General features: G+C 73.6%; 19 protein-coding genes and 2 pseudogenes. 12 read left to right on the top strand and 9 right to left on the bottom strand.

The genetic code is table 11. The features are described 5' to 3' along the window. Positions 1–84: 84 nt before the first annotated feature. From NQU55_RS06950 to NQU55_RS06935, 4 genes are all read right to left on the bottom strand, one after another. Positions 85–1032, bottom strand: coding sequence for an acyl-CoA desaturase (locus NQU55_RS06950; RefSeq protein ID WP_256790044.1), 948 nt, complete (start codon positions 1030–1032; stop codon positions 85–87). 11 nt (positions 1033–1043) lie between these two features. Beyond that, the gene (locus NQU55_RS06945; RefSeq protein WP_168094482.1) at positions 1044–2009 is read right to left on the bottom strand and encodes an acyl-CoA desaturase; all 966 of its coding nucleotides are present in this window, start codon (positions 2007–2009) and stop codon (positions 1044–1046) included. A gap of 12 nt (positions 2010–2021) precedes the next feature. Next, positions 2022–3803 (bottom strand): fatty acyl-AMP ligase, encoded by a 1782-nt coding sequence (locus NQU55_RS06940; RefSeq protein WP_256790043.1) that lies wholly within the window; start codon positions 3801–3803, stop codon positions 2022–2024. A gap of 103 nt (positions 3804–3906) precedes the next feature. Then, on the bottom strand, positions 3907–4716 hold the full coding sequence (locus NQU55_RS06935; RefSeq protein WP_206329691.1) for a thioesterase family protein: 810 nt from the start codon (positions 4714–4716) through the stop codon (positions 3907–3909). A gap of 318 nt (positions 4717–5034) precedes the next feature. Between NQU55_RS06935 and NQU55_RS06930 the strand changes: the two genes are divergently transcribed. The 8 genes and pseudogenes from NQU55_RS06930 (at position 5035) to mtnB (ending at position 10590) form a co-directional block, all read left to right on the top strand. Then, the gene (locus NQU55_RS06930) at positions 5035–6021 is read left to right on the top strand and encodes a beta-ketoacyl-ACP synthase 3 (RefSeq protein ID WP_240976653.1); all 987 of its coding nucleotides are present in this window, start codon (positions 5035–5037) and stop codon (positions 6019–6021) included. 167 nt (positions 6022–6188) lie between these two features. Then, positions 6189–6977 (top strand): 2OG-Fe dioxygenase family protein, encoded by a 789-nt coding sequence (locus NQU55_RS06925; RefSeq protein WP_256790039.1) that lies wholly within the window; start codon positions 6189–6191, stop codon positions 6975–6977. Then, positions 6934–7474, top strand: a pseudogene (locus tag NQU55_RS37060) (MetQ/NlpA family ABC transporter substrate-binding protein); the annotation flags it as partial. The gene NQU55_RS06925 and the pseudogene NQU55_RS37060, both read left to right, overlap by 44 nt. A 54-nt stretch (positions 7475–7528) precedes the next feature. Then, a pseudogene (locus NQU55_RS06920) lies at positions 7529–7774 on the top strand (methionine ABC transporter ATP-binding protein); the annotation flags it as partial. A 187-nt stretch (positions 7775–7961) separates the two neighbouring features. Beyond that, positions 7962–8561, top strand: a complete 600-nt coding sequence (locus NQU55_RS06915; RefSeq protein ID WP_168095298.1) for a methionine ABC transporter permease — start codon at positions 7962–7964, stop codon at positions 8559–8561. A 93-nt stretch (positions 8562–8654) separates the two neighbouring features. After that, positions 8655–9239 (top strand): 1,2-dihydroxy-3-keto-5-methylthiopentene dioxygenase, encoded by a 585-nt coding sequence (locus tag NQU55_RS06910; RefSeq protein ID WP_168095299.1) that lies wholly within the window; start codon positions 8655–8657, stop codon positions 9237–9239. After that, complete coding sequence (gene mtnC, locus NQU55_RS06905) at positions 9236–9961, top strand: acireductone synthase (protein WP_168095300.1); 726 nt, start codon at positions 9236–9238, stop codon at positions 9959–9961. Before NQU55_RS06910 ends, mtnC begins: the two co-directional genes overlap by 4 nt. Next, positions 9958–10590 (top strand): methylthioribulose 1-phosphate dehydratase, encoded by a 633-nt coding sequence (mtnB, locus tag NQU55_RS06900; RefSeq protein WP_168095301.1) that lies wholly within the window; start codon positions 9958–9960, stop codon positions 10588–10590. Before mtnC ends, mtnB begins: the two co-directional genes overlap by 4 nt. Before the next feature lie 95 nt (positions 10591–10685). Here the strand turns inward: mtnB and NQU55_RS06895 are convergent, their stop codons facing one another. The 4 genes from NQU55_RS06895 to panD all read right to left on the bottom strand — a co-directional run bounded on the left by NQU55_RS06895 (position 10686) and on the right by panD (position 14576). Continuing rightward, entirely contained in the window at positions 10686–11312 is a 627-nt protein-coding gene (locus NQU55_RS06895; RefSeq protein ID WP_308402205.1) for a trimeric intracellular cation channel family protein, read from the bottom strand. 85 nt (positions 11313–11397) lie between these two features. Continuing rightward, the gene (locus NQU55_RS06890; protein WP_168095302.1) at positions 11398–12420 is read right to left on the bottom strand and encodes a terpene synthase family protein; all 1023 of its coding nucleotides are present in this window, start codon (positions 12418–12420) and stop codon (positions 11398–11400) included. Positions 12421–12759: 339 nt separating this feature from the next. Beyond that, positions 12760–13911 (bottom strand): L,D-transpeptidase family protein, encoded by a 1152-nt coding sequence (locus NQU55_RS06885; RefSeq protein WP_256790036.1) that lies wholly within the window; start codon positions 13909–13911, stop codon positions 12760–12762. A gap of 293 nt (positions 13912–14204) precedes the next feature. Next, a complete protein-coding gene (gene panD, locus NQU55_RS06880) occupies positions 14205–14576 on the bottom strand; it encodes an aspartate 1-decarboxylase (protein ID WP_168096149.1) in 372 nt (123 codons plus the stop codon). A gap of 307 nt (positions 14577–14883) precedes the next feature. Here panD and NQU55_RS06875 point away from each other — a divergent pair, with 307 nt between their 5' ends. Genes NQU55_RS06875 through NQU55_RS06860 form a run of 4 tightly spaced genes read left to right on the top strand, consistent with a single transcriptional unit; the run spans position 14884 to position 25251 of the window. Beyond that, the gene (locus NQU55_RS06875; protein ID WP_256790035.1) at positions 14884–22461 is read left to right on the top strand and encodes a type I polyketide synthase; all 7578 of its coding nucleotides are present in this window, start codon (positions 14884–14886) and stop codon (positions 22459–22461) included. Then, on the top strand, positions 22458–23573 hold the full coding sequence (locus NQU55_RS06870; protein ID WP_256790034.1) for an SDR family oxidoreductase: 1116 nt from the start codon (positions 22458–22460) through the stop codon (positions 23571–23573). Before NQU55_RS06875 ends, NQU55_RS06870 begins: the two co-directional genes overlap by 4 nt. A gap of 14 nt (positions 23574–23587) precedes the next feature. Beyond that, the gene (locus NQU55_RS06865; protein WP_168095480.1) at positions 23588–24202 is read left to right on the top strand and encodes a DUF6230 family protein; all 615 of its coding nucleotides are present in this window, start codon (positions 23588–23590) and stop codon (positions 24200–24202) included. Then, the gene (locus tag NQU55_RS06860; RefSeq protein ID WP_256790118.1) at positions 24202–25251 is read left to right on the top strand and encodes a DUF6114 domain-containing protein; all 1050 of its coding nucleotides are present in this window, start codon (positions 24202–24204) and stop codon (positions 25249–25251) included. Before NQU55_RS06865 ends, NQU55_RS06860 begins: the two co-directional genes overlap by 1 nt. On the opposite strand, the gene NQU55_RS06855 is transcribed toward NQU55_RS06860, so the two are convergent. Then, on the bottom strand, positions 25214–25762 hold the full coding sequence (locus NQU55_RS06855; protein WP_168095481.1) for a PadR family transcriptional regulator: 549 nt from the start codon (positions 25760–25762) through the stop codon (positions 25214–25216). The genes NQU55_RS06860 and NQU55_RS06855 overlap by 38 nt on opposite strands. Positions 25763–25810: the final 48 nt, after the last annotated feature.

Genomic DNA, 25810 nt, shown 5'->3' with positions numbered 1-25810 from the left:
GAGGGTGAAAGGCACTGCGGGTGGATCCGGGGACGGATCCGCGGGTGGACCGCGGGTGAAGCACTGCCGCGGGGGCGCGGACGGCTACGCGGCCTGTTTCATGGCGCGCTTGCGCTCGATGGTGGCCTTGTCCGGTTCCCTCAGGTCCCAGACGACGCGGACCTTGCCGAGGCCGAAGAGGATCCAGCCGCTCAGGTCCGGCTCCCACCAGGTCACGCCGTGGCGGTAGGACCCGGGGAAGGCATGGTGGTTGTTCTGCAGTCCCTCGCCGAAGGTGAAGGCGGCGACGGGCCAGTTGTTGGCGCTGCGGTCCTTGTTGTCGAAGGGGCGGCTGCCGATGGCGTGGCAGATCGAGCCCACGCACCAGGCGGCCTGGTTGGCCACGAAGATGCGCGCGAAGCCGCCGAAGACCAGGCCGGTCAGCAGCGACATCGGCGTCTGCTCCACGGCGAAGCCGACGACCGCCGGGATCAGCAGGCCGGTGAGGACCCAGGCCGGGTAGGTGCGGTGGTACCACATCAGCCGGCGGTCGCGCAGGACGTCGGGGGCGAAGACGCTCCACTTGGAGGTCTCGTCGCTGAGCATCCACGGCATGTGCGCGTACCAGAGTCCGCGCAGCCGCGCCTTGAGGCTCCAGCCGTGCAGGTTGGGCGAGTGGGGGTCGCCCTCGCGGTCGCTGAAGCGGTGGTGGCGGCGGTGCGTGGTGACCCAGAACATCAGCGGGCCCTGGGCCCCCATGGACCCGGTGATCATCATGACCGCTTCGAACGCGGGCGAGGTCTTGAACGCCTTGTGCGAGAGGTAGCGGTGGAAGCCGATGGTGATGCCGCCCATGTGCACGAAGTACATGACGACGAACATGACCAGGTCGGTGGTGGTGTAGTTGCCGGTCCACAGGAACCAGGCGGCGACGGCGGTGCCGATCAGCGGCAGCGTCATCGTGGTGAGCGCGGAGAACCGCTTGATGCGGCGGCTTGCGGGGTCGAGCTTGACGATCGCCGACGCGAGCGGGTCGGCGGTTGCGGAAGACACGGGGCCGCTCCTTATCTCTCTGACCGTGCGCGTTTGGGGTAGCGGACGTTGGTGACCAGGCCCAGGACGTCCAGCAGCCGGATGAACCCGCCGGCGATGTCGATCTGCCAGAAGGTGTGCCGGTTGTGGGCCAGGGCGGGCTGGGCGTGGTGGTTGTTGTGCCAGGAGCCACCGACCGAGAAGGGCGCGAGCGTCGCGACGTTGCGGCTGTTGTCCCGGGTGCGGTGGGGGCGGCTGCCCAGCGTGTGCCCGATCGAGTTGACGCTCCAGGTCACGTGGTCGAGGAGAAAGATGCGGGCGAGACCGCCCCAGAGCAGCCCGCCGACCGCACCGCGGAGGCTGCCGCCGGTGAGCGCCCAGCCCAGCAGCGCGGGCAGGGCGAGTCCGGCCAGGACCCAGACGAAGTAGTACTCGTTGATCTTCATCACGAGCCGGTTCTTCATCAGGTCGGGGACGTACTTGCTCCAGTTCTGCCGGCGGACGGTGAACAGCCAGCCGACGTGGCCGTGCCACAGGCCGCGCAGCCGGGGGAACCTGCGCCCGTCCTGCAGCGGACGGGGCGAGTGCGGGTCGCCGTCGCGGTCGGTGAACGCGTGGTGCTGGCGGTGGGTCGCCACCCAGAAGACGACCGGGCCCTGGGCGGCCATGCTGCCGGCGATGCCCCAGAAGGCGGTCACCCCCGGCTTGGCCGCGAAGGACAGGTGCGAGAAGAAGCGGTGGAAGCCGCCCTCCACGCCCAGGGAGGTCAGCAGGTACATCCCGATGAGCAGGCCGAGGTCGACCCCGGTGAATCCGTAGTTCCAGGCGAAGACCACCGCGCCGGCGAAGCCCAGGGTGGGCACGCCGACCGTGAGGTAGGCCAGCCGGCGGGCCGAGGCGTCGGTGTCGCCGCCCGCGGCCTGCGGGGCCGCGCCCGGGCGGGACGCGCGCGGGGCACCGGCCGCGGCGGCCCCGGGTGACTCAGGCGAAATCGTCATGGTGGGCTCCCGTCACCGCACGGCCTGCGGCATGTCGTCGGCGGCCAGGGCCAGCTTCTTCAGCGTCCCCCGGACGTAGGCCTTCCGGGTCGCGTCGCGGCGGACCTTGCCGCTGGTGGTCATGGGGATCGCGCCGACCGGTCCGAAGTGGACGGCGGCGGGCCGGACTCCGTGGTCGGCCGTCACCGCCGCGATCACCGCGTCCAGCACGGCCGCCCCCTCCGCGGCCAGCTGGCGTGCGGTGCCGCGGTACTCGGCGGCGACCACCAGTTCCTCGCCCTGCTCGCCGGGGACGGAGAAGGCCGCGCAGCCGCGCACCTTCTCGTGCGCCTGGCGGACGCTGAGCTCGATGTCCTGCGGGTAGAGGTTGCGGCCGGCGATGACGACGAGGTCCTTGAGGCGTCCGGTGATGAACAGCTCCCCGTCGAGGAGGAATCCGAGGTCGCCGGTGCGCAGGTGGGTCCCCTCGCCGCCGTCCGCCGTGCGCGCCGCGAAGGTCGCGGCGGTGAGCTCGGGGCGGCCGAGGTAACCGTGGGCCACGTTGGGGCCGTTCACCCAGATCTCCCCCACCCGGCCGGCCGGGACCGGCAGCAGGGTGTCGGGGTCCACCACGGTCACCTCGTGCCCGTCGGCGACGGTGCCGCAGCTGACGACGTGCGCGACCCGGCCGGGCTCCGCGTCCTTCCCCTCTCCCCCGGCCCGGCGCACGACGCCGTTCTCGAGGGCTTCCTTGTCGAGCCGTTCGGTCCGCAAGGGGGTTCCGGTGGGCTTTCCCGACACGTAGAGCGTCGCCTCGGCCAGGCCGTAGCAGGGAATGAGGGACGTCTCGTCGTAGCCCCGGGGCCCGAATCGCTCGCGGAACTTGTCGAGGGTTACCCTGGATACGGGCTCTGATCCGCAGAAGACCTGGCGCAGTGTGCCGAGGTCGAGGGTTTCCAGCTCGTCATCGGTGATACTCGAAGTGCACATGTCGAAAGCGAAGTTGGGCCCGACGGAAATGGTGACCTTGTGGTCGGTGATCGCCTTCAGCCAGCGGTACGGCTGCTGGACGAAGTGCGCCGGCGACATGAGCACCAGGGGCCAGCCGCCGTGCACCGCGAGCATGATCGTGCCCATCAGGCCCATGTCGTGGTAGGGCGGCAGCCAGGTGCAGCCGACGCGGTCGGCTTCGTATCCCATGTTGTGTTCCAGGGCGCGGCAGTTGCTGACCAGGTTCTCGTGGGTGAGCACGATTCCCTTGGGGTCGCCGGTGGAGCCCGAGGTGTACTGCAGCAGCGCCGGATCGGAAACGGCGTCGGGCACGGCGGTCGCCGGTGCCGGCCCGTCGAAGTACGCGTCGTCGACGAACAGCCATTCCGGCGGTCGCACCGTATCGGGGAGTTCCGCGGCGAATTGGGCCGTGCGGCCCTCCAGCCGGCGGTCCGCAATGATCACATCGGGCGTGCTGTCCACGACGATCGAGGCGAAGCGGGCCACTGCGCGTTTCCCGGTGGGCGGGAAGGATGGCACCGCGGTGGCGCCGGCCCGGAATATCCCGAAGAGCGCGGCGATGTAGTGCAGTCCGGGATCCAGTGCCAGCACCACGCGGCGCCCGGTGAGTTCGCGCTCCAGCAGGTCCGCGGCGATGCGGCCGGCGTGTTCGTACACGTCGTGGTAGGTCCAGTCGACGGCCTCGTCGCTGGTGCCGTCGGCGAGAAAGCGAAAGGCCGTGCGCCGGGGCCCGGCGGCCCGCTGCTGGAGGATGCCGGGCAGCCCGTCCGATGAGGTACGGGCCCGCCCCGCTATGTGGTCCACAACGCCCCCGTGAAGTTTCAGTTCTGTGCGCGGGCCGCACCGGTGTCACCGGTGCGCGGCCCGCGGAAAATGGTGTGCGCCGTACCCTCGGCTGTCGCCCTCGTCAGCCGGTACGGACGATGCGGAGCTGTTGCGCGGAACCCAGGTGGGCCCCGTCCCTGCCCCAGGCATCGATTTCCTCGTCGACCCAGCCCTCGGCGGTCGCGGAGCGGGTCCGTGCACGCAGCAGGATCCACGGCGACGACGCCTGCGCGAGATGCGCGCCCGGCCGGACCGTGAGTTCGACCGTGGGCACCAACGCTAGCGTCGAGAGCACCGCCGCGTACGACGGAGCCAGTGAATCCATCAGGAACACAAAACGCAATGCGTCCGGCGGACGCTCGTCCTCCAGGATCCTGATCCACGCGATGAGTTCGGGCTCGGCACCGCCCGCATAGGGACGGTTGGGCCCGACCGGGCGGATCTCCAGGTAGGTGGAAATGGCGACGAACTCGGGCGGGATGACGAACACGTCGCACTCTTCCGGAGGCGGCGCATCCGGAATTGCCGGAGCGAACGACTGCCAGTCGGCCGGCTGCGGATGCCCGAAGACGGCCGATCCTTCTACGTGAACACCCTTTTCGGTGACCGCACGGCCACCGAGCGTGGTGAGTGTGCGCCCGGCGCGCAGCAACGAAGTCTCCAGGCGGAAGTCGTCGCCGATCGGCCGCAGGAAACGCGCCGTTGCGCTCTGCAGCCGGAGGCCGGGTGCCACCTCCCCTGCGGCATCCTGCATCGCCGAAGCCAGCAGCGCGAGCGTCAGGCCGCCGTGAAAGCCGCCGAAGCCGTGCAGATGACTTCCGGCGGCGATCCCTTCGCCGGAGGACCGGTCGAGGAGCGCCACCGGGGAAAGCGGTGAAGCGGTACTGGTCATGGCCCCTCCGTTCCGGCCGCCGGCCGGGCGGCGGCGATGCGGGAGAGGGGCGGAATTCTGTGGTGGTGCTCGGTCCTTGGCAACAAGCCATTCGCTGTTCCGAGTTGGATCACACGAGTGACCGTAGAAGGGCGGTGCGTCACCAAGCAAGCAATAAATTTTGTGACCCGCATCACGACCGAAGTGAATCCTCGGACCGGCGTGACGTTCAACACGCACACTCTGCGCTGCAGTGGGTTGCGTCCTCCAACCCACCCGGGGATAGTCTCGCCGCCGACACATCAGAGGTGGCTTGGGGGGGCCTGTATGCGCGCATTGATGCAGCGAACTGCGGTGAACGGCGTAGGAATTCTGGGCATCGGCGCGTACCGCCCGCACCGGGTCGTGGGCAATGCGGAAGTCGCGGCCCGCACCGGCCGGACCGCCGAGTGGATAGAGCGCCGTACCGGCATCGTCGAGCGCCGATATGCCGGCCCGGGCGAATCGGTGACCGATATGGCGGTGGAAGCCGCGCGGAAGGCCGCGGCCGACGCGGGAATCGCGCCCGGAAAGCTGGGCGCGGTCATCCTGGCCTCCATGTCGTATCTGCAGCAGAGCCCGGGCGGTTCCGCGGAGATCGCCGACCGGCTCGGAATCCGCGCCGCCGCTTTTGATCTCAACGCCGCCTGCGCGGGATTCTGTTACGCCCTGGCGCTCGCCTCGGCCATGGTCCGCGACGGGTCGGCGCAGTACGTGGCGGTCATCGGCTCCGACCGGATGACGGACATCGTCGCACCGGACGACCCGTCGGCGGCGATCCTCTTCGCGGACGGGGCGGGGGCGGTGGTGGTCGGACCGCAGGACGAGGAGGGGATCGGCCCTGTCGTCTGGGGCTCGGACGGCAGCCGTGCGGGGCTCATCGCGCACGACGCCGCCTGGGACGCGTTCCGGGACGACCCGGGAAGGGAGTGGCCCACCATGAAGATGGCGGGCCCCGAGGTCTTCCGCTGGGCCATCGAGGAGATGCCGGCGGTCGCCCGGGCGGCCCTCGAAGCGGCCGGGATCGGCGCCGGCGACCTCGACGCCTTCGTACCGCACCAGGCGAACCTGCGCATGATCGAGACCGTCACCCAGCGGCTGGACCTGCCCGGGCACGTCACCGTGGCCCGCGACGTGGTGCACAGCGGCAACACCTCCGCCGCCTCGGTCCCGCTCGCCCTGGCACGCCTGAAGGAGCTGGGGTCCGTGGGCAGCGGCGGGCTCGCCCTGCTCCTGGGCTTCGGCGCGGGCCTCACATGGGGCGCCCAGGTGGTCCGCCTGCCCTGAGTACCGGACCGGCTGCTTCCGCAAGGCGCCGGCACCGGCGACACCAACACCTGCCTACGGGAACACACTTCCGGTCGCGCGGCCGAACGATGCATTCCGGCCAGCGGAACCGGCAATCGGCCTACTGTCGAGACCAAGCGCTTCCCGTACGAAGGCAGGACACCGCCATGACCTCCAGCCCGCCGGGCGCACCGGCCCCCCGCCTGACCCGCACGCCAGCCGGCGCTCCGGCGGCACCCGGAGGCCCGCCCTTCGTGCACTTCGGCCCGGAGGTGCTCGCGGCCGCCCTGGGCGGGGCCGGGGCGGGCGCCGTCGAGGAGTTCACGGGATCGTGGGACGACCTGCCGCCCGACACCCACCTCGGCACCGACGTCCCGTACCGCTTCCGCCGCTACGGGCTCTTCCGGATCCGGCCCGGCCGGCTGGAGCGGCTGCCGCACACCGCGTTCTTCCAGGACAAGTCCGTCAACAAGGTCCACGGCGGGGTGCAGCGCCTGTTCGCCCCGCTCTCCGCCGCCGTCGCCGGCGGCGAGGTGCTGCGGACGGTCGTCCACACCCTGCGCCGCCATCTGCCCGGCCCGCGCGCCGGCATGGACACCTGCGGGGTCCACCAGATACGCGTCACGGCCACGACCCGCACCGAGGGCCACCCCGCCCCGGAGGGCGTCCACCAGGACGGGCACTGCTACGTGGCCCAGGTGCTGATCCGGCGCGAGGACGTGAGCGGCGCGGAGTCCGCCCTGTACGACCTGCGCGGCCGCCCGGTCCACCGGGCCCTGCTCACCGCCCCGCTGGAGACGATCGTGCTCGACGACCGGCGGCTGCTGCACGGCGTCTCGCCCGTCCGGCCCGCGCCGGGCGCGTCCCGCGGAGTGCGGGACATGCTGCTGGTGGACTTCTTCCCCGGAGGCGGTGACGACGCCCCCGGAGACGGGGCGGGCTCGTTGCCCGGGTGAGTCCTGTCCGCCTGCGACCTGTCCGACGCGGCCGCCGGCGATCAGGTGCGGATCGGGGTCAGCGGAGCCGATCCGGAATGGGACGTCCTCGCCGCCGAAGAAGGAGGGCATCGACGTCAAGATCGTCCCCTTCGACGACTACCAGCTGCCCAACAAGGCCCTCGCCGACGGCGGCATCGAGCTCAACGCCTTCCGGCATCTGGCGTTCCTCAGTCGGTTCAACGCGCAGAACCGCACCGACATCGTGCCGGTCACCTCCACCTCCGTGGCACCCATGGGCCTGTACTCGCTCGAGCACAAGAAGACGGAGGAAATACCCGACGGCGCACGTATTGCCATCCCCAACGACCCCTCCAACCGAGGACGTCACCGCCAACCCGCGCCACCTGAAGATCACTCCGGTCGACGCCCAGCAGACCCCGCGCAGCCTCAAGGACACCGCCGCCGCCGTCATCAACGCCGGGGTCGCCGAGCAGGCGGGCTACAAGGTGAGTCAGGCGGTCTTCCACGACGCCCCCGAGAGCGCGGCCGCCCGGCCGTACGTCAACGTCATCGCGCGGGCCCTGGCCACCGCGCCCGGCGTGCTGCTGTGCGACGAGGCCACTTCCGCGCTGGACCCGCAGACCACTCAGGAGGTGCTGGCCCTCCTGGATCGGGTCAACCGCGAACTGAGCGTCACCATCGTGCTGATCACCCACGAGATGGACGTGGTCCGCTCCCTGTGCGACCGGGTCGCCGTCATGGCCGGCGGCAAGGTCGTCGAGAGCGGCGGCGTCTACGAGGTCTTCTCACGGCCGCGGCACCCCACCACCGAGGCGTTCGTCCGCTCCGCCCTGCACGACCGCCCCGACGGGCCCACGCTGGAACGGCTGCGCGCCCGACACGGCGGGCGGCTGGTCACCGTCCCCGGGACCGGCGACGCGGCCGGCGGCCACGAGCTGTCCCGGGGGCAAGGTCGTCGACGCCACCGGCCAGACCGTCTACATGGTGCTCGTCACCCTGGCGCTCTCCGCCGTGCTCGGCATGGTCGTCGGGCTGGCCCTGTACGCGACGCGCAAGGGCGGCGTCCTGCAGAACCGCGCCGTCTTCGCCGTCCTCAACGCACTGATCAACGTGGTGCGGCCGGTGCCGTTCATCATCGCCATCGTGGCCCTCTCCCCCGTGACGCGCAGCGTCGTGGGCACGATGATCGGCACGGACGCGGCGGTCTTCCCCATGGTGGTGGTGGCCACGTTCGGGGTCGCCCGGATCGTCGAGAGCAACCTGCTCTCCGTCGAACCCGGCGTCGTCGAGGCGGCGCGGGCCATGGGCGCGAGCCCCGTGCGGATCATCCTCACCGTGCTCGTGCCGGAGGCCCTGAGGCCGCTGATCCTGGGCTTCACGTTCATGCTCGTCGCCCTCATCGGCTTCTCGGCCGTGGCGGGGACGGTGGGCGGCGGCGGAGTGGGCAACCTCGCCATGACGTACGGCTATCTGCGCTTCGACACCTCGGTGATGGTGGTGGCGGTCGCGGTCCTCGTCGTCCTGGTGCAACTGGCCCAGCTGCTCGGCAATCTGCCGGCCCGCAAGGTGCTGCGCCGGTGAGGCGGGCGGGGCGTGCCACCTTGGGCGCCCCGCCGCGGCGGACTACGATCCGGACGGGCAGTTCCTCCCGGCCGTCCGGACCCTGGAGTTGCGATGACGCTGCTGACCACCTGGCCGGAGTCCGGCCCGCAGACCCTCCTCCTGCGCACGGGCGAGACCGCCCGGATCGCGGCGGCGCTGGCCCCGGCGGGCGTGCGCTTCGAGCGGTGGCCCGTGCGCGGCGGCGTGCCGGCCGGCGCGTCCGCCGAGGCCGTGCTCGCCGCGTACGCCCCCGAGGTCGGCCGGCTCACGGCCGAGGAGGGCTTCGCCGCGGTCGACGTGGTCGCGCTCCACCCCGACGGCTCCCCCGGCCGGCCGGCGAAGGCCGCCGCCGCGCGGGAGAAGTTCCTCGCCGAGCACACGCACGACGATGACGACGAGATCCGCTTCTTCGTCGCCGGGGCCGGGGTGTTCTACCTGCACGTGGACGGCCTGGTGCACGCGGTGCGCTGCGAGCGGGGCGACCTGCTGGGGGTGCCGCGGGGCACCCGGCACTGGTTCGACATGGGGACGGTGCCGTCCTTCACCGCGATCCGCTTCTTCCACGTGCCGGACGGCTGGGCCGCCTCCTTCACCGGCAGCGACATCGCCTCCCGCTTCCCCTCCTTCGACGAGCTGCGCGCCGGGCGGGCGGCATGAGCCTGCGCTTCGCGGCGGACTGCGTGGTCCTGGACATCGAGGGCACGACGAGCGCCACGGGCTTCGTCGTGGACGTGCTCTACCCGTACTCGCGCAGCCGGTTCGGCTCCCTGCTCACCGAGCGGGCCGCCGAGCCCGCGGTGCGGCGCGCCGCCGAGCAGGTCCGTGCGCTCCTGGGGGAGCCGGCCGCGGACGCCCCGCGCATCGTGCAGGCCCTCAACTCCTGGCTGGACGAGGACCGCAAGGCCACGCCGCTGAAGACCCTGCAGGGCATCGTGTGGTCGGAGGGGTTCGCCCGCGGCGAGCTGGTCTCGCACTTCTACGAGGACGTGGTGCCGGCCCTGCGGCGGTGGCGCGCGGGCGGGGTGCGGCTGCACGTGTACTCGTCCGGGTCGGTGGCGGCGCAGCGCGCGTGGTTCGGGCACAGCGCGCAGGGCGATCTGCTGCCGCTGGTGGACGGGTTGTACGACACGGAGAACGCCGGGCCGAAGCAGTCGCCGGGCTCCTACCGGGCCATCTCCGAGGCCATCGGGGCGCCGCCGGGCCGGACCCTGTTCCTCTCGGACCGGCCCGCGGAGCTGGACGCGGCGCGGACGGCGGGCTGGCTCACGGCGGGCGTGCGGCGCCCGGGCGAGCCGTACTACGCGCAGGGCACGGGCGGGCACCCGGAGGCCGGTTCGTTCGCCGGCATCGACGTCGCGCGGGCGGGGAGCGGGCCGTGACCGGCGCCGGCGCGGGGCTTCCGGGCCTGGCGGAGGCGGGTGCGGCCCTGGCCGCGGAGGCGGCCCGCTTCGCGTCGTTCGGCTGGATGCGCGGCACCTCGGGGAACCTGTCGGTGGTCACCGGCCGGGAGCCGCTGCGCCTGGCGGTCACGGCGAGCGCGCTCGACAAGGGCGAACTGACGGCCGCCGACGTGGTGCTGATCGACGGCGACGGCGCGGCCGTGGCGGGCGGCAGGCCCTCGGCGGAGGCGGCGCTGCACGCGCGGGTGGCCCGGCTGACGGGCGCGGGCGCGGTCGTGCACGTGCACACGGTCGCGTCGGTGGCGATGGCCCGTCGCCGGCCGGGGGGCATCGTGCTGAAGGACCTGGAGATGCTGAAGGGGCTCGGGCTCCCGGCCGACGGGCCGGAGGTCGTCCTGCCGGTGATCGGCAACAGCCAGGACATGCGGGTGCTGGGCGACCGGCTGGCGGCCGCCCGCGAGCCGCGGATGCCCGCGGTGGTCGTGGCCGGGCACGGGCTGTACGCGTGGGGTGCGGATCCGCGCGAGGCCCGGCACCGGACCGAGATCGTGGAGTGGCTGCTGGAGCTGGAGCTCCTGCAGGGGCCGGGGCCGGCCGGCGGCCGCTGAGCCCGGCGGGCGACCCCGGGCCCGGCAAGCCCCGAGCCCGGCAAGTCCCGGGCCCTGCAAGCCCCGAGCCCCGAAAGTCCCGGGCCCCGCAAGCCCTACGCCCGCGGGCGGCCGGCGAGGCGGGGCAGGTGGAGGCCGTAGTGCAGCGCCCCCATGCGCACCGCGAACACGAGCGACGCGGCCACGACGGCGGCGGCCGTCGGTCCGGTGCCGAGCCGGTCCAGGACCAGGTAGCAGACGGCGCCGAGCAGCGCCGCGGTGGCGTAGACCTCCTCGCGCAGCAGCAGTGGCGGGAACTCCCCGCACAGGACGTCGCGGACGACCTCCCCGGTCACCCCGGTGGCGACGGCGAGGATGACCGCGGCGAACGGGGTGACGCCCGCGTCGAGCGCGGCCCGCGCGCCGATCACCGTGACGACGGCGAGGCCGACGGCGTCGACGGTCATCAGGGAGCGGCGCGGCAGTTCGCGGTGGTGGAGGAAGAGCATGGTCGCCACGGCCGTGACGGCGATGACGGTGAGCAGGATCCAGTCGTGGGTCCAGTACAGCGGGTGCCGGTCGAGGATGAGGTCGCGCAGGGTGCCGCCGGAGACGGCGGCGGCGAAGGCGAGGACGAGCCCGCCGAAGGGGTCGAGCCGGGCGCGGTGCGCGGCGAGGACGCCACTGGCCGCGAAGGCGGCGATCCCGGCCAGGTAGAGCAGGTGCAGCATCCCTCCAGCCAAGCATCCGCGGCTCCCCCGCCGCCTCGGCCGATCGGCCGGAGCCGCCTCGGCCGAAGGGACGAGTTCCCCGGCCGCGGCGCGGCGCTCACTCCGCGGTGCGGGCGACCACGTCCTCTATCCGGCGGGAGCGGTTGACGTGCAGGACGCCGAGCTCGCTGTAGCGGCCGCTCTCGTTGCTCCAGTCGAGGTTGCCGCGCATGCAGGCGCGGTTGGCGTCGAGGAAGAGGCGGGTGTTCTCGCGCTGTTCGGGGGAGAGTCCGAAGACCTCGCAGAGCCGGGCGGCCTCGGCCTCCAGTTGCAGGAACCGGGTGGTGCGGCGGCGGATCATGCGCTGGACGTGGACGATGGCCTCCGCGCGGTCGCACCCGTGTTCCAGGCCGAGCAGCAGGACGGCGTTGTTCAGCTCGCCGTTGGCCAGGTCCTTCTCCAGGGAGTGCAGGTCGTTGGTGAGGGTGACGACCTCGGCGGTGATGGCCCGGGCCTCCAGGACGCACATGCTCTGGTGGATCTCGGCGGGCGCCTCGAAGTGCCCGCAGCGCTCGGAGACGTCCACGACGACCTCGCTGCCGATGCCGAGGCGGCGCAGCTTCATGTACGGGTCCATGCCGAGGACCGTGCCGCTGCGGCGGTTGACCGCCTCGGACACATAGGTGAGGAAGTACTCCTCCCAGTGCCGTACGGCCCGGGCCCGCCAGGCGGCCGACATGCCGAGCTGGGCCTGGAGCCACAGCTCGGTCCAGACGCGCGCGAGCGGGAAGGAGGGGGTGATGCCGGCGGCGCCGGGCTCCTGGCGGGCGAGGGCCGCCATTTCGTGGCAGATCTCGTAGGTGGCGGCGGGGTCCTCGCCGAGCCCGCTGTCGAAGAGATCGTCGAAAAAGAAGAAGAAGCTCTGTACGGCGAGGCCGAAGGTCAGGTCGTTGACGCCGACTCCGGGGAGGAAGCCGGCGGCCAGCCGCTCGATGCGCCAGGTGCGGTACCGCTCGAGGTTGTGCGGGCTGCTGAGAAGACCGGTGGAGACCAGCCAGTGCTCGTTCCGTGCCCGTGCCACCTCCACGTAGGGGTTCAGCCGCTTGGGGAAAGGAATGTCCAGGGCGATGTCCTGTGGCATCGAGGCCAGCCTCCTTCAGAGCCGTGCTGAGCCGATCTCGATCCTTCCGGTCCGGGCCCGGCCTGCACGGAGCATCCGCTCCGCCCCTCTGCGTTCCCGGGCGGGCCTGGCAGAGTGCTGCCCTCTTGGCACAACCATTAAAACGACAACCATATGTTCCATGGGGTGCATTGGGGCCGTCGGGCGCACGGACCGCCCACTGCATAGGACACCGGCCTTAGCCCACGCTCCACGCGCCCCGCCGCGCAGGTCAGAGCATTGCGGGGCGCAGCCGCCCCGGCCGCGCCCCGCACTCTCACGGACGGCCGGAAAGCATCGCCGTCCACCGTACCCCCGGCCTTACTTCAGGGCGCTGCGCTTCTGCCACTGCTCCCAGCTCTCCTGCCAGACCGACAGGCCGTTGCCGGGGTCGGTGACCTTGGTGCTGGTGGTGTTCTTGACCTCGACGGTGGAGCCGATGGGGAGGAAGTCGTAGACCTTCTTCGCGTCGGAGGTCGTCATGCCGAAGCAGCCGTGGCTGTTGTTCTCCACGCCGATGGACCGGTTCCAGGGCGCCGAGTGCAGGAAGGTGCCCGAGGCGGTCAGGTGCGTGACCCACTTGGATTCGAGCATCCACTCGTTGCCGTGGCCGATGGTGGAGGAGTCCATGGTCTCGTCGGCGTTCTTGCTGCGGACGGTGTGGATGCCGCCGCGGGTGGGGTCCACCGGGGAGCCGGCGGAGCCCTTGATGGTGCCGACGGCCTTGCCGTTCTCCAGCATCGTGAGGGTGTGCGAGGGGACGTCGATGACGGCCTTGTGGTCGGCACCTATGGAGAAGTCCCAGGCGTAGTTCTTCGCGAACCAGCCGCCCTCGCCCGAGTCGACGCCCGCCAGCAGGCCCTTCACGTTGACCTTGGTCCCGGCGGGCCAGTAGGTCTTGGGCCGCCAGTCGATGCGGTCCTGGCCGGACCAGTCCTTGACCCAGCCCCAGGCGCCCTCGACCTTGGGCGTCGAGGTGACGGTCAGGGACTTCTCTATCTCGGCGCGCTTGCTCTTGTCGACCGGGTGGTCGAAGAGGATGGAGACGGGCATGCCGGTGCCGACGGTCTGCCCGTTGCCCGGGGTGTTGGTGAGCTTGTTGACGCTGGGCGCGCCCTGCGTGGTGAAGGTGGCGGTCGAGGAGGCTTCCTTGCCCTTGCCGTCCTTGCCGCCCTTCGCCTTGGAGCGCACGGTGTAGGTGTTCTTCGGGCCGACCTTGCCGTCGGCGGTCCAGGTGGCGCCGTCGTCGGCCATCCGCCCGGAGACCTTCTCGCCCTTGGCGTCCTTGACCTCGACTTCGGTCAGCTTCCCGCCCTCGGCCTTGACGGATATCTGCGAGCCGAGCTTGACGTCCTTGCCCTCGCCGGGGCTGACGGTGATCTTCGGCTCGGGGCCCGCGTCACTACCGCCCCCGCCCGAGCCTCCCGAGCAGGCGGTGAGCACCAGAGAGCCCGCGAGAGCGGCGGATGCCAACAGGGCGGAGCGACGACCCGGTCCGACGTGCACGGTGAGACGACCTTTCTGGCTTCTGGATGTGGCCTTCGCTTCTACAGATGATCCATACGCTTGTACGGTTGCAGGAAGAAAAGAAACATTTGTGCATCAGAAGGTCTGATCGACTGTTTCGCCCTTGCCCGGGAGTTGACGGCCAGTGGGCCGGGGGCAGGACGGAGCGGGCGGTCGCGGCCGCCGGCCGCACGGAGCCGCACGGAGCCGCAGACTCAGGCGGTTCCGTGCGGCTCCAGCGGCTCCGGCGGCCGAGGCGGTCAGACCGACGGGTCGTCGCCGACGCTGAGCGCCTTGTTCTCGCCGTCGACGAAGACCACGCGCGGCTTGAGGTCGCGGGCCTCGGCGTCCTCGACCGAGGCGTAGGCGATGATGATCACGATGTCGCCGGGGGCGACGAGCCGGGCGGCGGCACCGTTGATGCACACGACGCCCGAGCCCCGCTCGCCCTCGATGACGTAGGTCTCGAGCCGCGAGCCGTTGTTCACGTCGACGATGTGCACCTGCTCGCCGGGCAGCAGGTCGGCCTGCTCCATCAGCACGGGGTCGAGCGTCAGGGAACCTATGTAGTTCAGGTCGGCCCCGGTGACCGTCGCGCGGTGGATCTTGGACTTGAGCATGGTACGCAGCATGGAGAACTCCTGGAATGTCTGCTCCCTGCCTGCTTGTGCAGGTCAAGGGCGGTCATCGCACCCTATAACGACTCACGGAGGCACGGACGGCCCGGCGCCCGGGCGGGCGCGGGCCCCCCGCCCGCCGGGCTCGCGCGCCGGGCGCAGGGGCCAGCCGGGCGGAGGGCGGTGCTCCACTGCCCCGGCTTGAAGCGCCCCGCTCCCTGTCAAACGAGTGAAACCGGCGGGTAGTTCACTATCGGCGGCGAGGCTGGAAAGGCCTCTGGTTCCGGCTCTGCCAGGCTCGTCCCCCGTGCAGGAGTGGTCCATGGAGCACACCGCCGCCCGGTCCGTCGCACCTTCCGATCCCTCCGTCCCCCTGGCCGTCGTGGGCGCGGCCTGCCGCCTGCCCGGCGGCATCACGGACCTCCGCGGGCTGTGGACCGCCCTCGCCGAGGAGAGAGACCTGATCAGCCCGGCCCCGCCGGCGGACCGGATCGACGCGGCCCGCTTCTGCGACCCGGACCTGGAGCGGCCGGGCAAGGCGTACACGATGGCGGGCGGCTACCTCGGGGACCTGTCCGGCTTCGATCCGGAGTACTTCGGGATCTCGCCGCGCGAGGCCCGGCACATGGACCCCCAGCAGCGGATGCTGCTGGAGATGACGGCCGAGGCGTTCGACGACGCGGGCATCGACCCGGCCGGCCTGGCCGGCTCGGACACGGCGGTGTTCGTCGGCATCAGCGACATGTCGTACGGGGGCCTGCAGATGGCCCGGGTCGAGGAGATCACCGCGTACGCGATGAGCGGCTCGGCGCTGTCGATCGCCGCGAACCGGCTGAGTTACGTCTTCGACCTGCGGGGCCCCAGCATCGCGGTGGACACCGCCTGTTCCTCCTCGCTCACCGCCGTGCACCAGGCGTGCGAGACGCTGCGCTCGGGCCGCAGCCGGATCGCCCTCGCGGGCGGCGCGAACCTGCTCCTCAGCCCGTACCACTTCGTCGGCTTCTCCCGCACGCTGATGCTCTCACCGCGCGGGCGCTGCGCGACGTTCTCCGCGGGGGCCGACGGCTACGTGCGGGCCGAGGGCGGCGGGATCGTGGTCCTCAAGCGGCTGCCCGACGCGCTCGCGGACGGCGACCGGGTGCACGCGGTGATCGCGGGCAGCGGGGCCAACTGCGACGGCGGCACCTCGGGGATGACGGTGCCGAGCACGGAGATGCAGCAGCGGCTGCTGCGGGAGGTGTACGAGCGGGCCGGGACCGGACCCGACCAGGTGCTGTACTTCGAGGCGCACGGCACGGGCACCCCGGTCGGCGACCCCCTGGAGTGCCGGGCGGTCGGTGCGGCGCTGGGCGTCCCGCGGACGAACGGGCCGCTGCCGATCGGGTCGGTGAAGACCAACATGGGGCACGCGGAGCCCGCTTCGGGGATGGCCGGCCTGTTCAAGGGGATGCTGGTGCTGCGGCACGGCCTGATCCCGGCCTCGCTGCACGGCGACCCCGTCAACCCGGAGATCGACTTCGCGGGGCTGAACCTCTGCCCGGTCGGCGGCATGCGCCCGGTGGCGGCCTGCGACGGCGGCGTGGTGGGCGTGAACAGCTTCGGCTTCGGCGGTGCGAACGCGCACGTGGTGCTGGGCTCCGCGCCGCAGCGGCGGCGCGCGGCGGTTCCCGCGCGGCAGGGCCCGCTGCCGCTGGTGGTGTCGGGACGCACCCGCCGGGCCCTGACCGAGGCCGCCCGGGCGCTCGCCGCCCACGTGCGGGACACGCCGGAGGAGGACTTCTACGACCTGTGCTGGACCGCCTCCCGGCGGCGGACCCGGCACCCGCACCGCGCGGCCGTCCTGGCCGGCGGCCCGGAGGAGGCGGCCGGGCAGCTGGAGGCGCTGGCCGGGGACGAGACGGCGCAGGCCGCCGCCTCCGTGCACGCCGAACGGCCGCCCTCGGGTGGCCTCGTCTTCGTCTTCTGCGGCAACGGCACGCAGTGGCCGGGCATGGGAGCCGCGCTGATGGCGCAGGAGCCCCTCTTCCGCACGGCGGTCGAGGAGGCGGACCGGCACCTGGAACCGCTGCTGGGCTGGTCGGTGGCGGAGCTGCTGGCGGAGAGTCCTCAGGAGGGGACGGCGGAGCGGTTGGCGGGGCGGATGTCGGACACCGCTTTCGCCCAGCCCGCGCTGTTCGCCTACCAGCTCGGTCTGGTGGCCCTGCTGGCCGGGTACGGGACGGTCCCGGCCGCCGTGCTGGGGCACAGCGTCGGCGAGGTGGCGGCGGCGTGCGTGAGCGGGGCGCTCGACCTGCCGGGCGCGGCGCGGGTGGTCGCCGAACGCAGCCGGGCGCAGGCCGCGACGGCCGGGACGGGCCGCATGGCCGCGATCGGGCTGGGCGAGGAGGAGGCCCGGGAGGCGATCGCCGCGTACGAGGGGCTGCTGGAGCTCGCGGCCGTCAACAGCGCCCGGGACGTGACCGTCTCCGGGCAGGCCGAGGCACTGCGGTCGCTGGGGCGGGAACTGGCCGCACGGGAGGTGCCGTTCCGCGAGCTCGGCGTCGACCACGGCTTCCACAGCGCGGCGATGGACCCGATCGAGGAGCCGCTGCGGGTGGGGCTGGCAGGTCTGGTCGCGCACCTGCCGCGGGTGCCGATGTACTCCACGGTGACGGGCGGGACCGTCACGGACGGGCAGCTGGACGCCGCGTACTGGTGGCACAACGCCCGCCGGCCGGTGCGGTTCGCGGAGGCGGTGGCGCGGGCGGCGGAGGCCGGGCTCGCGGCCGTGGTGGAGATCGCCCCGCAGCCGGGGCTGGCCGGCGCGCTGCACCGTATCGCCTCCGAGACCCCGGGCGGCCCGTTCCCCGTCGTCTCCCCCGTGACCCGCGAGCGGTGCGACGGGGCGGCCGTGCGCCGGGCCGCGGCACGGCTGCTGGCCGCCGGGGACGCCGGTGCGGCGGAACGCTGGTTCCCCGGGCCCGGCTTCGTCGCGGACCTGCCGCCCTACCCCTGGCAGCGCGAGCCGTACTGGCACGGCACGCCGGAGTACTGGGTGCGCACCAGCGGCGACGGGGTCCTGGTGCACCCGCTGCTGGGCGAGCGCGCACCGGTGCTGGAGCCCACGTGGCACACGCCCGTCGAGCGCACCCGCACCCCGTGGCTGGCCGACCACCGCGTCGCCGGGTCCGTGGTGATGCCCGCCACCGGGTTCGTGGAGCTGGCCCTGGCCGCCGGGCGGGAGGCCTTCGGCGGCCCGGCCGAGATCGACGACCTGGAGATCACCCGCGCCCTGCCCCTGGCCTGGGACGCGGCGATGGACGTCCGCCTGACGACGTCCCTGAGCGACGAGGACGGCATCGTCCGCGTCGCCAGCCGCACCGGTGACACGGGCGGCTGGCGGCTGCACGCCCGCGGCCGGGTCCGGCGCGCCACCGCGGCCCGGCCGGAGCCGGTGGACGTGGCGCAGGTGCGGCGGCGGATGACCGGCTGCGTCCCCGGCGAGGAGCATTACGCCGTAACAGCCGCGGCCGGTCTTGCGTACGGCCCGGCGTTCCGGGTGCTGCGCGAGCTGCACACCGGGGACGGCGAGGTCCTCGCCGCCTACCACTGCGACCCGCCGGACGACGGCTACGGCGGCTACGTGGTCCATCCCGCGCTGCTCGACGGCGCCTTGCAGGCGGGGGCACCGCTGCTGGCGGGCGCGGAGACCGGCTACCTGCCGTCGGGAGTGGACGGCGTCCGCATGTGGGCGCGGCCTGCCGCCGACGGGCTGGTGCACGTACGGCAGCGTTCGCGCACCGCGCGCGAGGCCGTGTGGGACGTCACGGTCACCGGCGAGGACGGCGCGGTGGCGCTGGAGCTGACCGGCTGCCGCCTGCAGCGGCTGGTCCTGCCGGCCGGGGACCGGGGCGAGGAGTTCGCCATGGTTCTGCGCGCAGCGCCGCTGCCCGGTCAGCCGGTGCCGGCGTGGGCGCCGCCGTCGCCACACGAGGTGGCCGCGGCGGCGGAGGAAGGGCTGGAGCGGCTGCGGACCGGGGCGTGGGCCGGGCGGTACGGGAAGGCGCATACCTTCCTGCAGCGGGTCACCGGGGCCGGCGCGGCCAAGGCCTTCGCCCAACTACTGCCGGGGCGGGACGAGTTCACGTTCGCCGACCTCCGTGCGGCGGGAGTGCTGCCGCGGCACGAGCGGCTGGTGCGGCTGCTGGCACGCACGGCGGAGAAGGAGGGGCTGCTGGCGCCCGCCGGGGAGGGCTGGCGATTGCTGGGAACCGGGACGGTGCCGGGCCCGCGCGAGGTGTCCGGGCTCGCCGACTACCTCCCCTCGCACGCCCTCAACCTGCGCTTCGCCCTGCAACTGCCGGATCTGCTGTGCGGGCGGCGGGACGCGCTGGAGCTGCTGTTCCAGGACAGCGGCCCGGAGCTGGTCCAGCAGTACTACGACATCAACCCTCCGGTGGCGGCCCACAACCGCATGGTCGCCGAGCTGCTGGGCGCGCTGATCCGCGCCTGGCCCGCCGACCGGCCGCTGCGCATCCTGGAGGTGGGTGCCGGTACGGGCGGGCTGGCCGTGCACCTCCTGCCGCTGCTGGACGGCCGCGCCCAGTACGTCTTCAGCGACGTCTCCGCCGCGTTCTTCCCCCCGGCCCGGGACCGCCTCGGCCGCTACGACCCCCTCGTCACCTACCGTGCCTTCGACCTGAACGCCGAACCGGAGGAACAGGGCTTCGCCGAGGGCTCCTTCGACGTCGTCGTCGCCGGCGTCGCGCTGCACACGGCGCTGGACCTGCGGGAGAGCCTGCGACGGCTGGCCCGGCAGCTCGCCCCCGGGGGACACCTGCTCGCCCTGGAGGTCCACGAACCCCCCGTCCTGGCGCTGGTGTTCGGCACCCTGGAAAACTTCTGGGCGGCCCGCGACACCGCGCTCCGCCCGGAATCCATCCTGCTGGCCCGCGAGCGGTGGCCGGACGTGCTGTCCGGGAGCGGCTTCGCGGACGTGGTGCAGGTGAGCGCCGCGAGCGCACCCGCGAGCGAGCACTTCTCCGTGCTCCTCGCCCGTACCCCGGTGGCGGGCGGAGCCCCGCCGACCGTCCCCACCGGGCCGCCCGTCCGGGACTCCTGGCTCCTCGTCACCGAGGACGCCGCCGAGAGCGCCCTGGGAACACACGTGGCCGCGGAACTGACCGCCGCGGGCTGCACGGCGGCACGCGTGGTGCCCCTGCCGGAGGGCACGGAGGGATGGCAGGACCTCCTCGGGCAGGCACCTCCGGCAGCGATCGCCCTTCTGCTGAGCGCCGCCCCGGACCGGGCCGCCGAGGGCGACCCCGCCGCCTGCACGGAACTGGCCGTGCGCCGGGCCGCCGCACTGCGCTCCCTGGCCCCGGCCCTGGCCGGTCGGGCACCGCGGGGCGCTCCCGGACGGCACTTCGTCCTGGTCACCCACCCCAGCGGGGCCCTGCCTCCGCCGGAACGGCCGGCCTTCCCCGGCCAGGCCGCCGCGTGGGGCGTGACCCGTACGCTGGCCAACGAAACGTCCGTCACCGTGCGGCGCGTCTCCCTCGACCGCGGAGCCGGCCCGGCCGGGGACGCGGCGCGGCTGGCCCGCGAGCTCCTCGCCGCGGCGCCCGAGGGCGGGCAGGACGAGGACGAGGTCGCCCTGACCCGGGGCGGCCGGTTCGTCCCCCGCTTCGAGCGGGCCGCTCCGCCCGCCGAACCGGCCGCCCCGGACGGCGGGATCCGCTACCGGCTGCACCTCCTGGACCAGGGCATGGCCTACGGGCTGCGGTGGGCCGAGACGAACGTCGCCGACCCGGGGCCCACGGACGTGGTCGTCGCGGTGCGCGCCGCGGCGCTCAACTACCGCGACGTGATGGTCGCGACGGGCCTGCTGCCACCGGTGGCCGAGGAGGGCGTCTCCTCGGAGGCCTATCTGGGCCTGGAAGGGGCCGGGGTGGTCACCGCCGTGGGAGAGGACGTCGCAGGCCTGTCCGTGGGCGACCGGGTCTTCGGCCTGTTCCCCGGGGCCTTCGCCTCCCACGTGCGGATCCCGGCCGCCGCGGTGCGCCCGGTCCCCGACGGCATGACGTTCGGGGAAGCGGCCACCTTGCCTGCGGTGTTCTTCACCGTCCAGCACAGCCTCAAGCACCTCGCCCGCCTCCGGCCGGGCGAGACGCTCCTCGTCCACGGGGCCGCCGGAGGCGTCGGCATGGCGGCGGCCCAGTACGCCCGGCTCGTGGGCGCCCGGTTCTTCGCGACGGCGGGCAGCCCTCTCAAGCGGGACCTGGCGCGCGCCCTGGGCGCCGAGCTGGCGCTGGACTCACGCACGCACGCCTTCGCCGAGCGGGTCCGCGAGCACACGGGCGGGCGCGGCGTCGACGTCGTGCTCAACTCCCTCAGCGGCGAGGCCGCGGCCCGTACCCGCGAACTGCTGGCCCCCTGCGGCCGGTTCGTCGAGCTCGGCAAGCGGGACGTCCTGGGCAACCGGCGCATGCTGCAGAAGGCGCTGGCGGGGAACGCCGTGCACTGCGTCGTGGACGCCGCCAACCTGGCCTGGCAGGACCCCGGCCACGCGGCGGCCGTCTTCGACGAGGTCCTCGCGCACATCCGCGCCGGCGACTACGTTCCGCTGCCCCACCTGGTCTATCCCGCCCACCGCGTCGAGGAGGCGTTCCGGCTCCTGCAGCACTCCAAGCACCTGGGCAAGGTCGTGATCACGTTCGACGAGCCGGTCCCCGTCCACCGCGCCCCCCGCCCCCTGCGGCTCGCCGCCGACGGGACCTGCCTCGTCACCGGCGGCCTGGGCGGCTTCGGCGCGGAGACCGCGCGGTGGCTCGCCGCGCACGGCGCCCGCCGGCTGGACCTCGTCAGCCGGCGGGGCGAGGAGGCGCCCGAGGCCGGAGAACTGCTGGCCGGGCTGCGCGCACAGGGCGTCGACGCGCGGGCCCACGCCGTCGACATCGGTGACGCGCCGGCCGTGCGCCGGCTCCTGGCGGAGCTCGAAGCGGAGGGCCGTCCCGTCCGGACGGTCGTGCACGCGGCAATGCACCTCGACGACGACGCCCTGACGGAGCTCACCGACGAACGGCTCCGCTCCGTCCTCGCCCCGAAGTGGACCGGGGCCCTCCTGCTGGACGAGCTGTGCCCGCAGGCGGACTTCGTCGTCTACTCCTCCATCAGCGCCGCCGTCGGGATCGCGCACCAGAGCGCCTACGCGGCGGCCAACCTCGCGATGGAAGCGCTCGTGCGGGCGCGGCGGGCCGCGGGCCGCCCCGGCCTGGCCGTGGCCTGGGGCGCCATCGACCGCGTCGGCTATGTCGCCCGCAACAACCTGACCCCCGTCCTGAGCGCCTTCGGCGCCCTTCCCGTCGATCCGGGCGACGCCCTGACCGCGCTGGAGGGGATGCTCGCCGGGCGGACGGAGCGGGCCGCGTTCGCCCGCCTGGACTGGGGCCGCGTCATGACGCTCCTGCCGTCCTCGAACAGCCCCCGCTTCGCCGCCGTCCTGCCCACCACCGTCGAGGGCACCACCTGGCACCTGGAAGAGCTCCTGGAACGGCTCGCGGGCGCCTCCGCCGCCGAGGGCCGGCTCCTCGTCGAGGACCTGATCACGTCCATGGTCGCCGACACGCTGCGCATGCCGCCGGAGGAGGTCGACCGGCACCGGCCGCTGCAGCAGTACGGCATGGACTCGCTCATGGGGATGGAGATGCTCGCCAAGTTCCGCAAGCACCTCAACCAGGAGGTGCCGGTCATGGAGCTGCTGCACTCCGACGGCTCCGTCCGCGGCATCACCGAGACCGTCCTGCCCCACCTCCTCAAACAGGCCCGGGCGGGCACGCCGCCGGAGGGGCTCCCGGCGCTGCCGGCCCTGCCCGGCAGGCTCCCCGCCCTGAACGGCGGCCGGAAGGCGGGTGACGCGTGACCGTCCTGATCACCGGCGCCACGGGCTTCCTCGGCTCCCGGCTGCTCCGGGCGCTGCTGGGCGGCGGCCGGCCCGTGGCGGCCCTCGGCCGCGACGCCGCCGGCCTGCCCCTGGCCGCCCGGCTGGAGAAGGCGCTGCGCGACTGCGGCGCCGACGACGCCGAACTGGCCCGGGCGCGCGCGCTGCTGACCGCCGTGCCCGTGGACCTGACCCGGCCCGGCCTGGGGCTGGAGCCCGCGGCCCACGACCGGCTCGCCGCGGAGGCCGAGGCCGTCTGGCACTGCGCCGCGGCCCTGTCCCTGATGGCCACCGTGGACACGCTCACGCCCGTCAACGTCACCGGCACCCGCCACCTCACCGAACTCGCCGACCGCGCCCCGGCGGGCGCCCCGTTCCTGTACGTCAGCACCGCCTACGTCGCCCGCGACGACGCCCCTGCCGTGACGGCCTCGCCGCTGGGCGAGGCCGTCACGGGCTACGAACGGACCAAGCGGCAGGCCGAGGGCGTCGTGCAGGAGTGGGCCGGCCGGCGGCGGCGCACGGCCCTCGTCCTGCGCCCGAGCCTCCTGGCCACCGCCCGGCCCGTCCCCGAAGGCGCTGCCCAGCAGCCCCTGTCCGTCCTCGGCACGGTCCTGCGCGACCTCGTCGGGCAGGCCCCGCCGCTCCTGCGGGGCGCCTTGCTGCGCAGGCACGCCGGCGTGCCGCGCGTGCGTCTGCGGCTGGTGGGCGACTCCGCCTCCCGCCTGAACATCGTCCCCGTCGAGTACGCCGTCGACGCCATGGTCCGTCTCGCGCGCCTGCCGCACCCGCCCGGCGTCACGGCCTACCCGGTGGTCCACCCCGTGGACACGCCCGCGCCGGTGCTGGTCGCGGCCGTCGGCGAGCTGCTGCCCGGCGTCGAGCTGGTGCTCCGGCCCTCGGTCGACCGCCCCAACCTCGTGGAGCAGCAGGTCAACCCGATCCTGGAGAGCTTCTTCGGGCGCGACTGGCGCAGCCGGGCCGACGACGGGACCCCGCTGCGCGACGCCCTGCCCGGCCTGCCGCCGCCCGCCCCCGTCGACGGCGCCTACGTCCGGGCCGCCCTGAACGTCCGCATCCCCCTGCACGGCTGACAGGAAGGCCCACCGTGAACGAGGACAACCGCAGGCCCCCCGAAGGCAGGACGGCGTGGCGGAAGGCGGCGGTCCTCGCCGTTCCGGCGCTGGCGGCCGTCGCCGTGATGGCGGTCGGGATGGCGGAGGGCGTCCTGGCGTCGTCGTTCGCCGTGTCCGGGTCGGCCTTCCAGGTGTCGTCGGGCGAGCTGTCGAGCAACGGCCTCGCGTCCTTCGTCGAGGTCGACCGCTCCGCGGACGGCGCGGCCCGGCCGGTGGCGCTGCTGGGCATCGGGAACGCCACGCTCTCCGACATCTGCCAGTCCGCGCAGGTCCCGACGCCGCTGGGGCCGGTGGTGTTCAAGCTGACGGCCGGCGGGAAGGCCGGTGCCGTCCGTGCGAGCAACCTGGTCCTCGACAGCGAGGACCTGACCGGCGACGCCTCCTTCGGCCGGGTGGAGATCGGCCGGGACGCCTCCACGCTGGACACCGTGCCCGGAGTGCGGGGAAAGCCCGGGCAGTTCGGGCTGCAGGCCTCGGAGGTCTCGGTGACCGGGGTGCGCTCCCACGCCCGCTCCGCGACCGGGGGCGACTTCAAGCTCAAGGGGCTCGCGCTGAACGTGAGCCTGGACGGAAAGGCGTGCTTCTGATCCCGCGACCGGCCCTCGGGGGCTTCCCGCGGCCATGGCCGTCCGGGCCGTCCGCCTGGCGGCGCTGGCGGCGGACCCGGCCGTTCTGGGCCGGGGCCCTGCTCGTCCTCGCCGGCGCCGAGATCGCCGCGGTGCCGCTGGCACCGCTGGCCGTGCTCCTCGGCCTGGGGCTCGGTGGCATCGCCGCCCTCGGCATCGGCGTCGCACTCGTCGCGGCGGGCCTCTTCCTGTGGTTCCTGCCGCACACCCACCACTACGTCGGCGTGCACGCGGTGATCCTGTCGGTGCTGTCCTTCGCCGTGACGAACCTAGGGGGGTTCTTCGCCGGCATGCTGCTGGGGATCGCGGGCGGGGCGATGGGCTTCGCGTGGACGCCGCGGCGACCTGAGCCGGCCGGGCCGCAGCCGGAGCCGGTGCTCGCGCAACAGCCCCCGCCGGGGCCCGCGGAGCCCCCGCGCGGCACGGCGCAGCCGCCGAAGACGCTGGCGGTGGCCCTCCCCCTGGTGCTCCTCGCGGCGATGGGCGCCCCCGCGCCCGGCCCGCGCCCGCCGGCTCCCGGCGCCGTGACCGCCGCGCGCACGCCGCCGACGGTGACCACCACCCGGTTCGCCCCGTCCGGCTTCACGCTGGCCCGCGTCGCCCACGTCCCGACGGCGGGCGGCCCGCGCCGGGCCATGGTGCTGAGCATGCGGGCCGCGTCGCTGGCCGACTACCGGCTGCGGACGCGGGACGGGGGCGGCGCCGAACTGTCCCTGAGCGCCGACGAACTGAGGCTCGGCGGGCGGGTGACGCTGTACCTCACCCGCCTGACCGGCTGCGTCCAGGGCGTCCTGTGCCTCACCTTCACCCCGGACCGGCTGCCCGTGCCGCCGGTGGCGCCGCCGTTCGTCTTCATGACGGACGTCACCGCCGAGCAGGCACTGGTCACGAGCGGCACCATCGCCGCGGACGGCCTGGGGCTGGGGCCCGTCCGTCCGTCCGCTCCCCCTCCTCCTACTCCTGTTCCTCCCACTACTCCTGTTCCTGCTCCTGCTCCCCGAGCGCGGTGAGGGTCTCGGCGAGCCACTCGGTCCAGAAGGTCTCCAGGCCGATGCCGCCGCGCAGCACCGCGTGGCGCAGCCGGTCCTCCTCGGCGTCGCGCTCCGGGGGGAAGTCGCGCTCCTCGATGGCCCGGTACTCCGCGAGCTGGCGCCGGTGCAGGTCCAGGTGGCGCCGCAGCTCCTCCTCCAGGCCGCCCGTGCCCACGACGGCCGCCGCGCGCAGGCGCAGCAGGAGCGGGTCGCGCACGGGCCGGGGGGCGTCGGTCCCGGAGACCCAGGCGGTGAGCGCGTCGCGGCCCGCGGGCAGGACCTCGTACTCCTTCTTCTGCCCGCGGGCGGGGGCACCGGCGGGCAGGGCCCGGATCAGCCCCGCCTCTTCGAGCTTCCCCAGCTCCCGGTAGATCTGCTGGTGCGTGGCGGACCAGAAGTAGCCGATCGACCGGTCGAAGCGGCGGGCGAGCTCCAGTCCCGAGGAGGGCTTCTCGAGGAGCGCGGTGAGGATCGCGTGCGGGAGGGACATGCCCGCATCCTAGGGACCGGGCCCCTCGCCCGGCCCCCGGGTGCGTCC

Source organism: Streptomyces telluris (assembly GCF_024519335.1).
Taxonomy (GTDB): Bacteria; Actinomycetota; Actinomycetes; order Streptomycetales; family Streptomycetaceae; genus Streptomyces; species Streptomyces telluris.
Note: the sequence above shows the minus strand (reverse complement) of the source record. Positions and strands in the feature narration are given on the sequence as shown.

What these genes read in the sequence shown, in the direction of transcription:
- NQU55_RS06875 (WP_256790035.1), top strand. Translation starts at nt 14,884, where the DNA reads ATGGAGCACACCGCCGCCCGGTCCGTCGCACCTTCCGATCCCTCCGTC.
- NQU55_RS06890 (WP_168095302.1), bottom strand. Translation starts at nt 12,420, where the DNA reads ATGCCACAGGACATCGCCCTGGACATTCCTTTCCCCAAGCGGCTGAAC.
- NQU55_RS06930 (WP_240976653.1), top strand. Translation starts at nt 5,035, where the DNA reads ATGCAGCGAACTGCGGTGAACGGCGTAGGAATTCTGGGCATCGGCGCG.
- NQU55_RS06945 (WP_168094482.1), bottom strand. Translation starts at nt 2,009, where the DNA reads ATGACGATTTCGCCTGAGTCACCCGGGGCCGCCGCGGCCGGTGCCCCG.
- NQU55_RS06935 (WP_206329691.1), bottom strand. Translation starts at nt 4,716, where the DNA reads ATGACCAGTACCGCTTCACCGCTTTCCCCGGTGGCGCTCCTCGACCGG.
- NQU55_RS06910 (WP_168095299.1), top strand. Translation starts at nt 8,655, where the DNA reads ATGACGCTGCTGACCACCTGGCCGGAGTCCGGCCCGCAGACCCTCCTC.
- NQU55_RS06925 (WP_256790039.1), top strand. Translation starts at nt 6,189, where the DNA reads ATGACCTCCAGCCCGCCGGGCGCACCGGCCCCCCGCCTGACCCGCACG.
- NQU55_RS06915 (WP_168095298.1), top strand. Translation starts at nt 7,962, where the DNA reads ATGGTGCTCGTCACCCTGGCGCTCTCCGCCGTGCTCGGCATGGTCGTC.
- mtnC (WP_168095300.1), top strand. Translation starts at nt 9,236, where the DNA reads ATGAGCCTGCGCTTCGCGGCGGACTGCGTGGTCCTGGACATCGAGGGC.
- panD (WP_168096149.1), bottom strand. Translation starts at nt 14,576, where the DNA reads ATGCTGCGTACCATGCTCAAGTCCAAGATCCACCGCGCGACGGTCACC.
- NQU55_RS06855 (WP_168095481.1), bottom strand. Translation starts at nt 25,762, where the DNA reads ATGTCCCTCCCGCACGCGATCCTCACCGCGCTCCTCGAGAAGCCCTCC.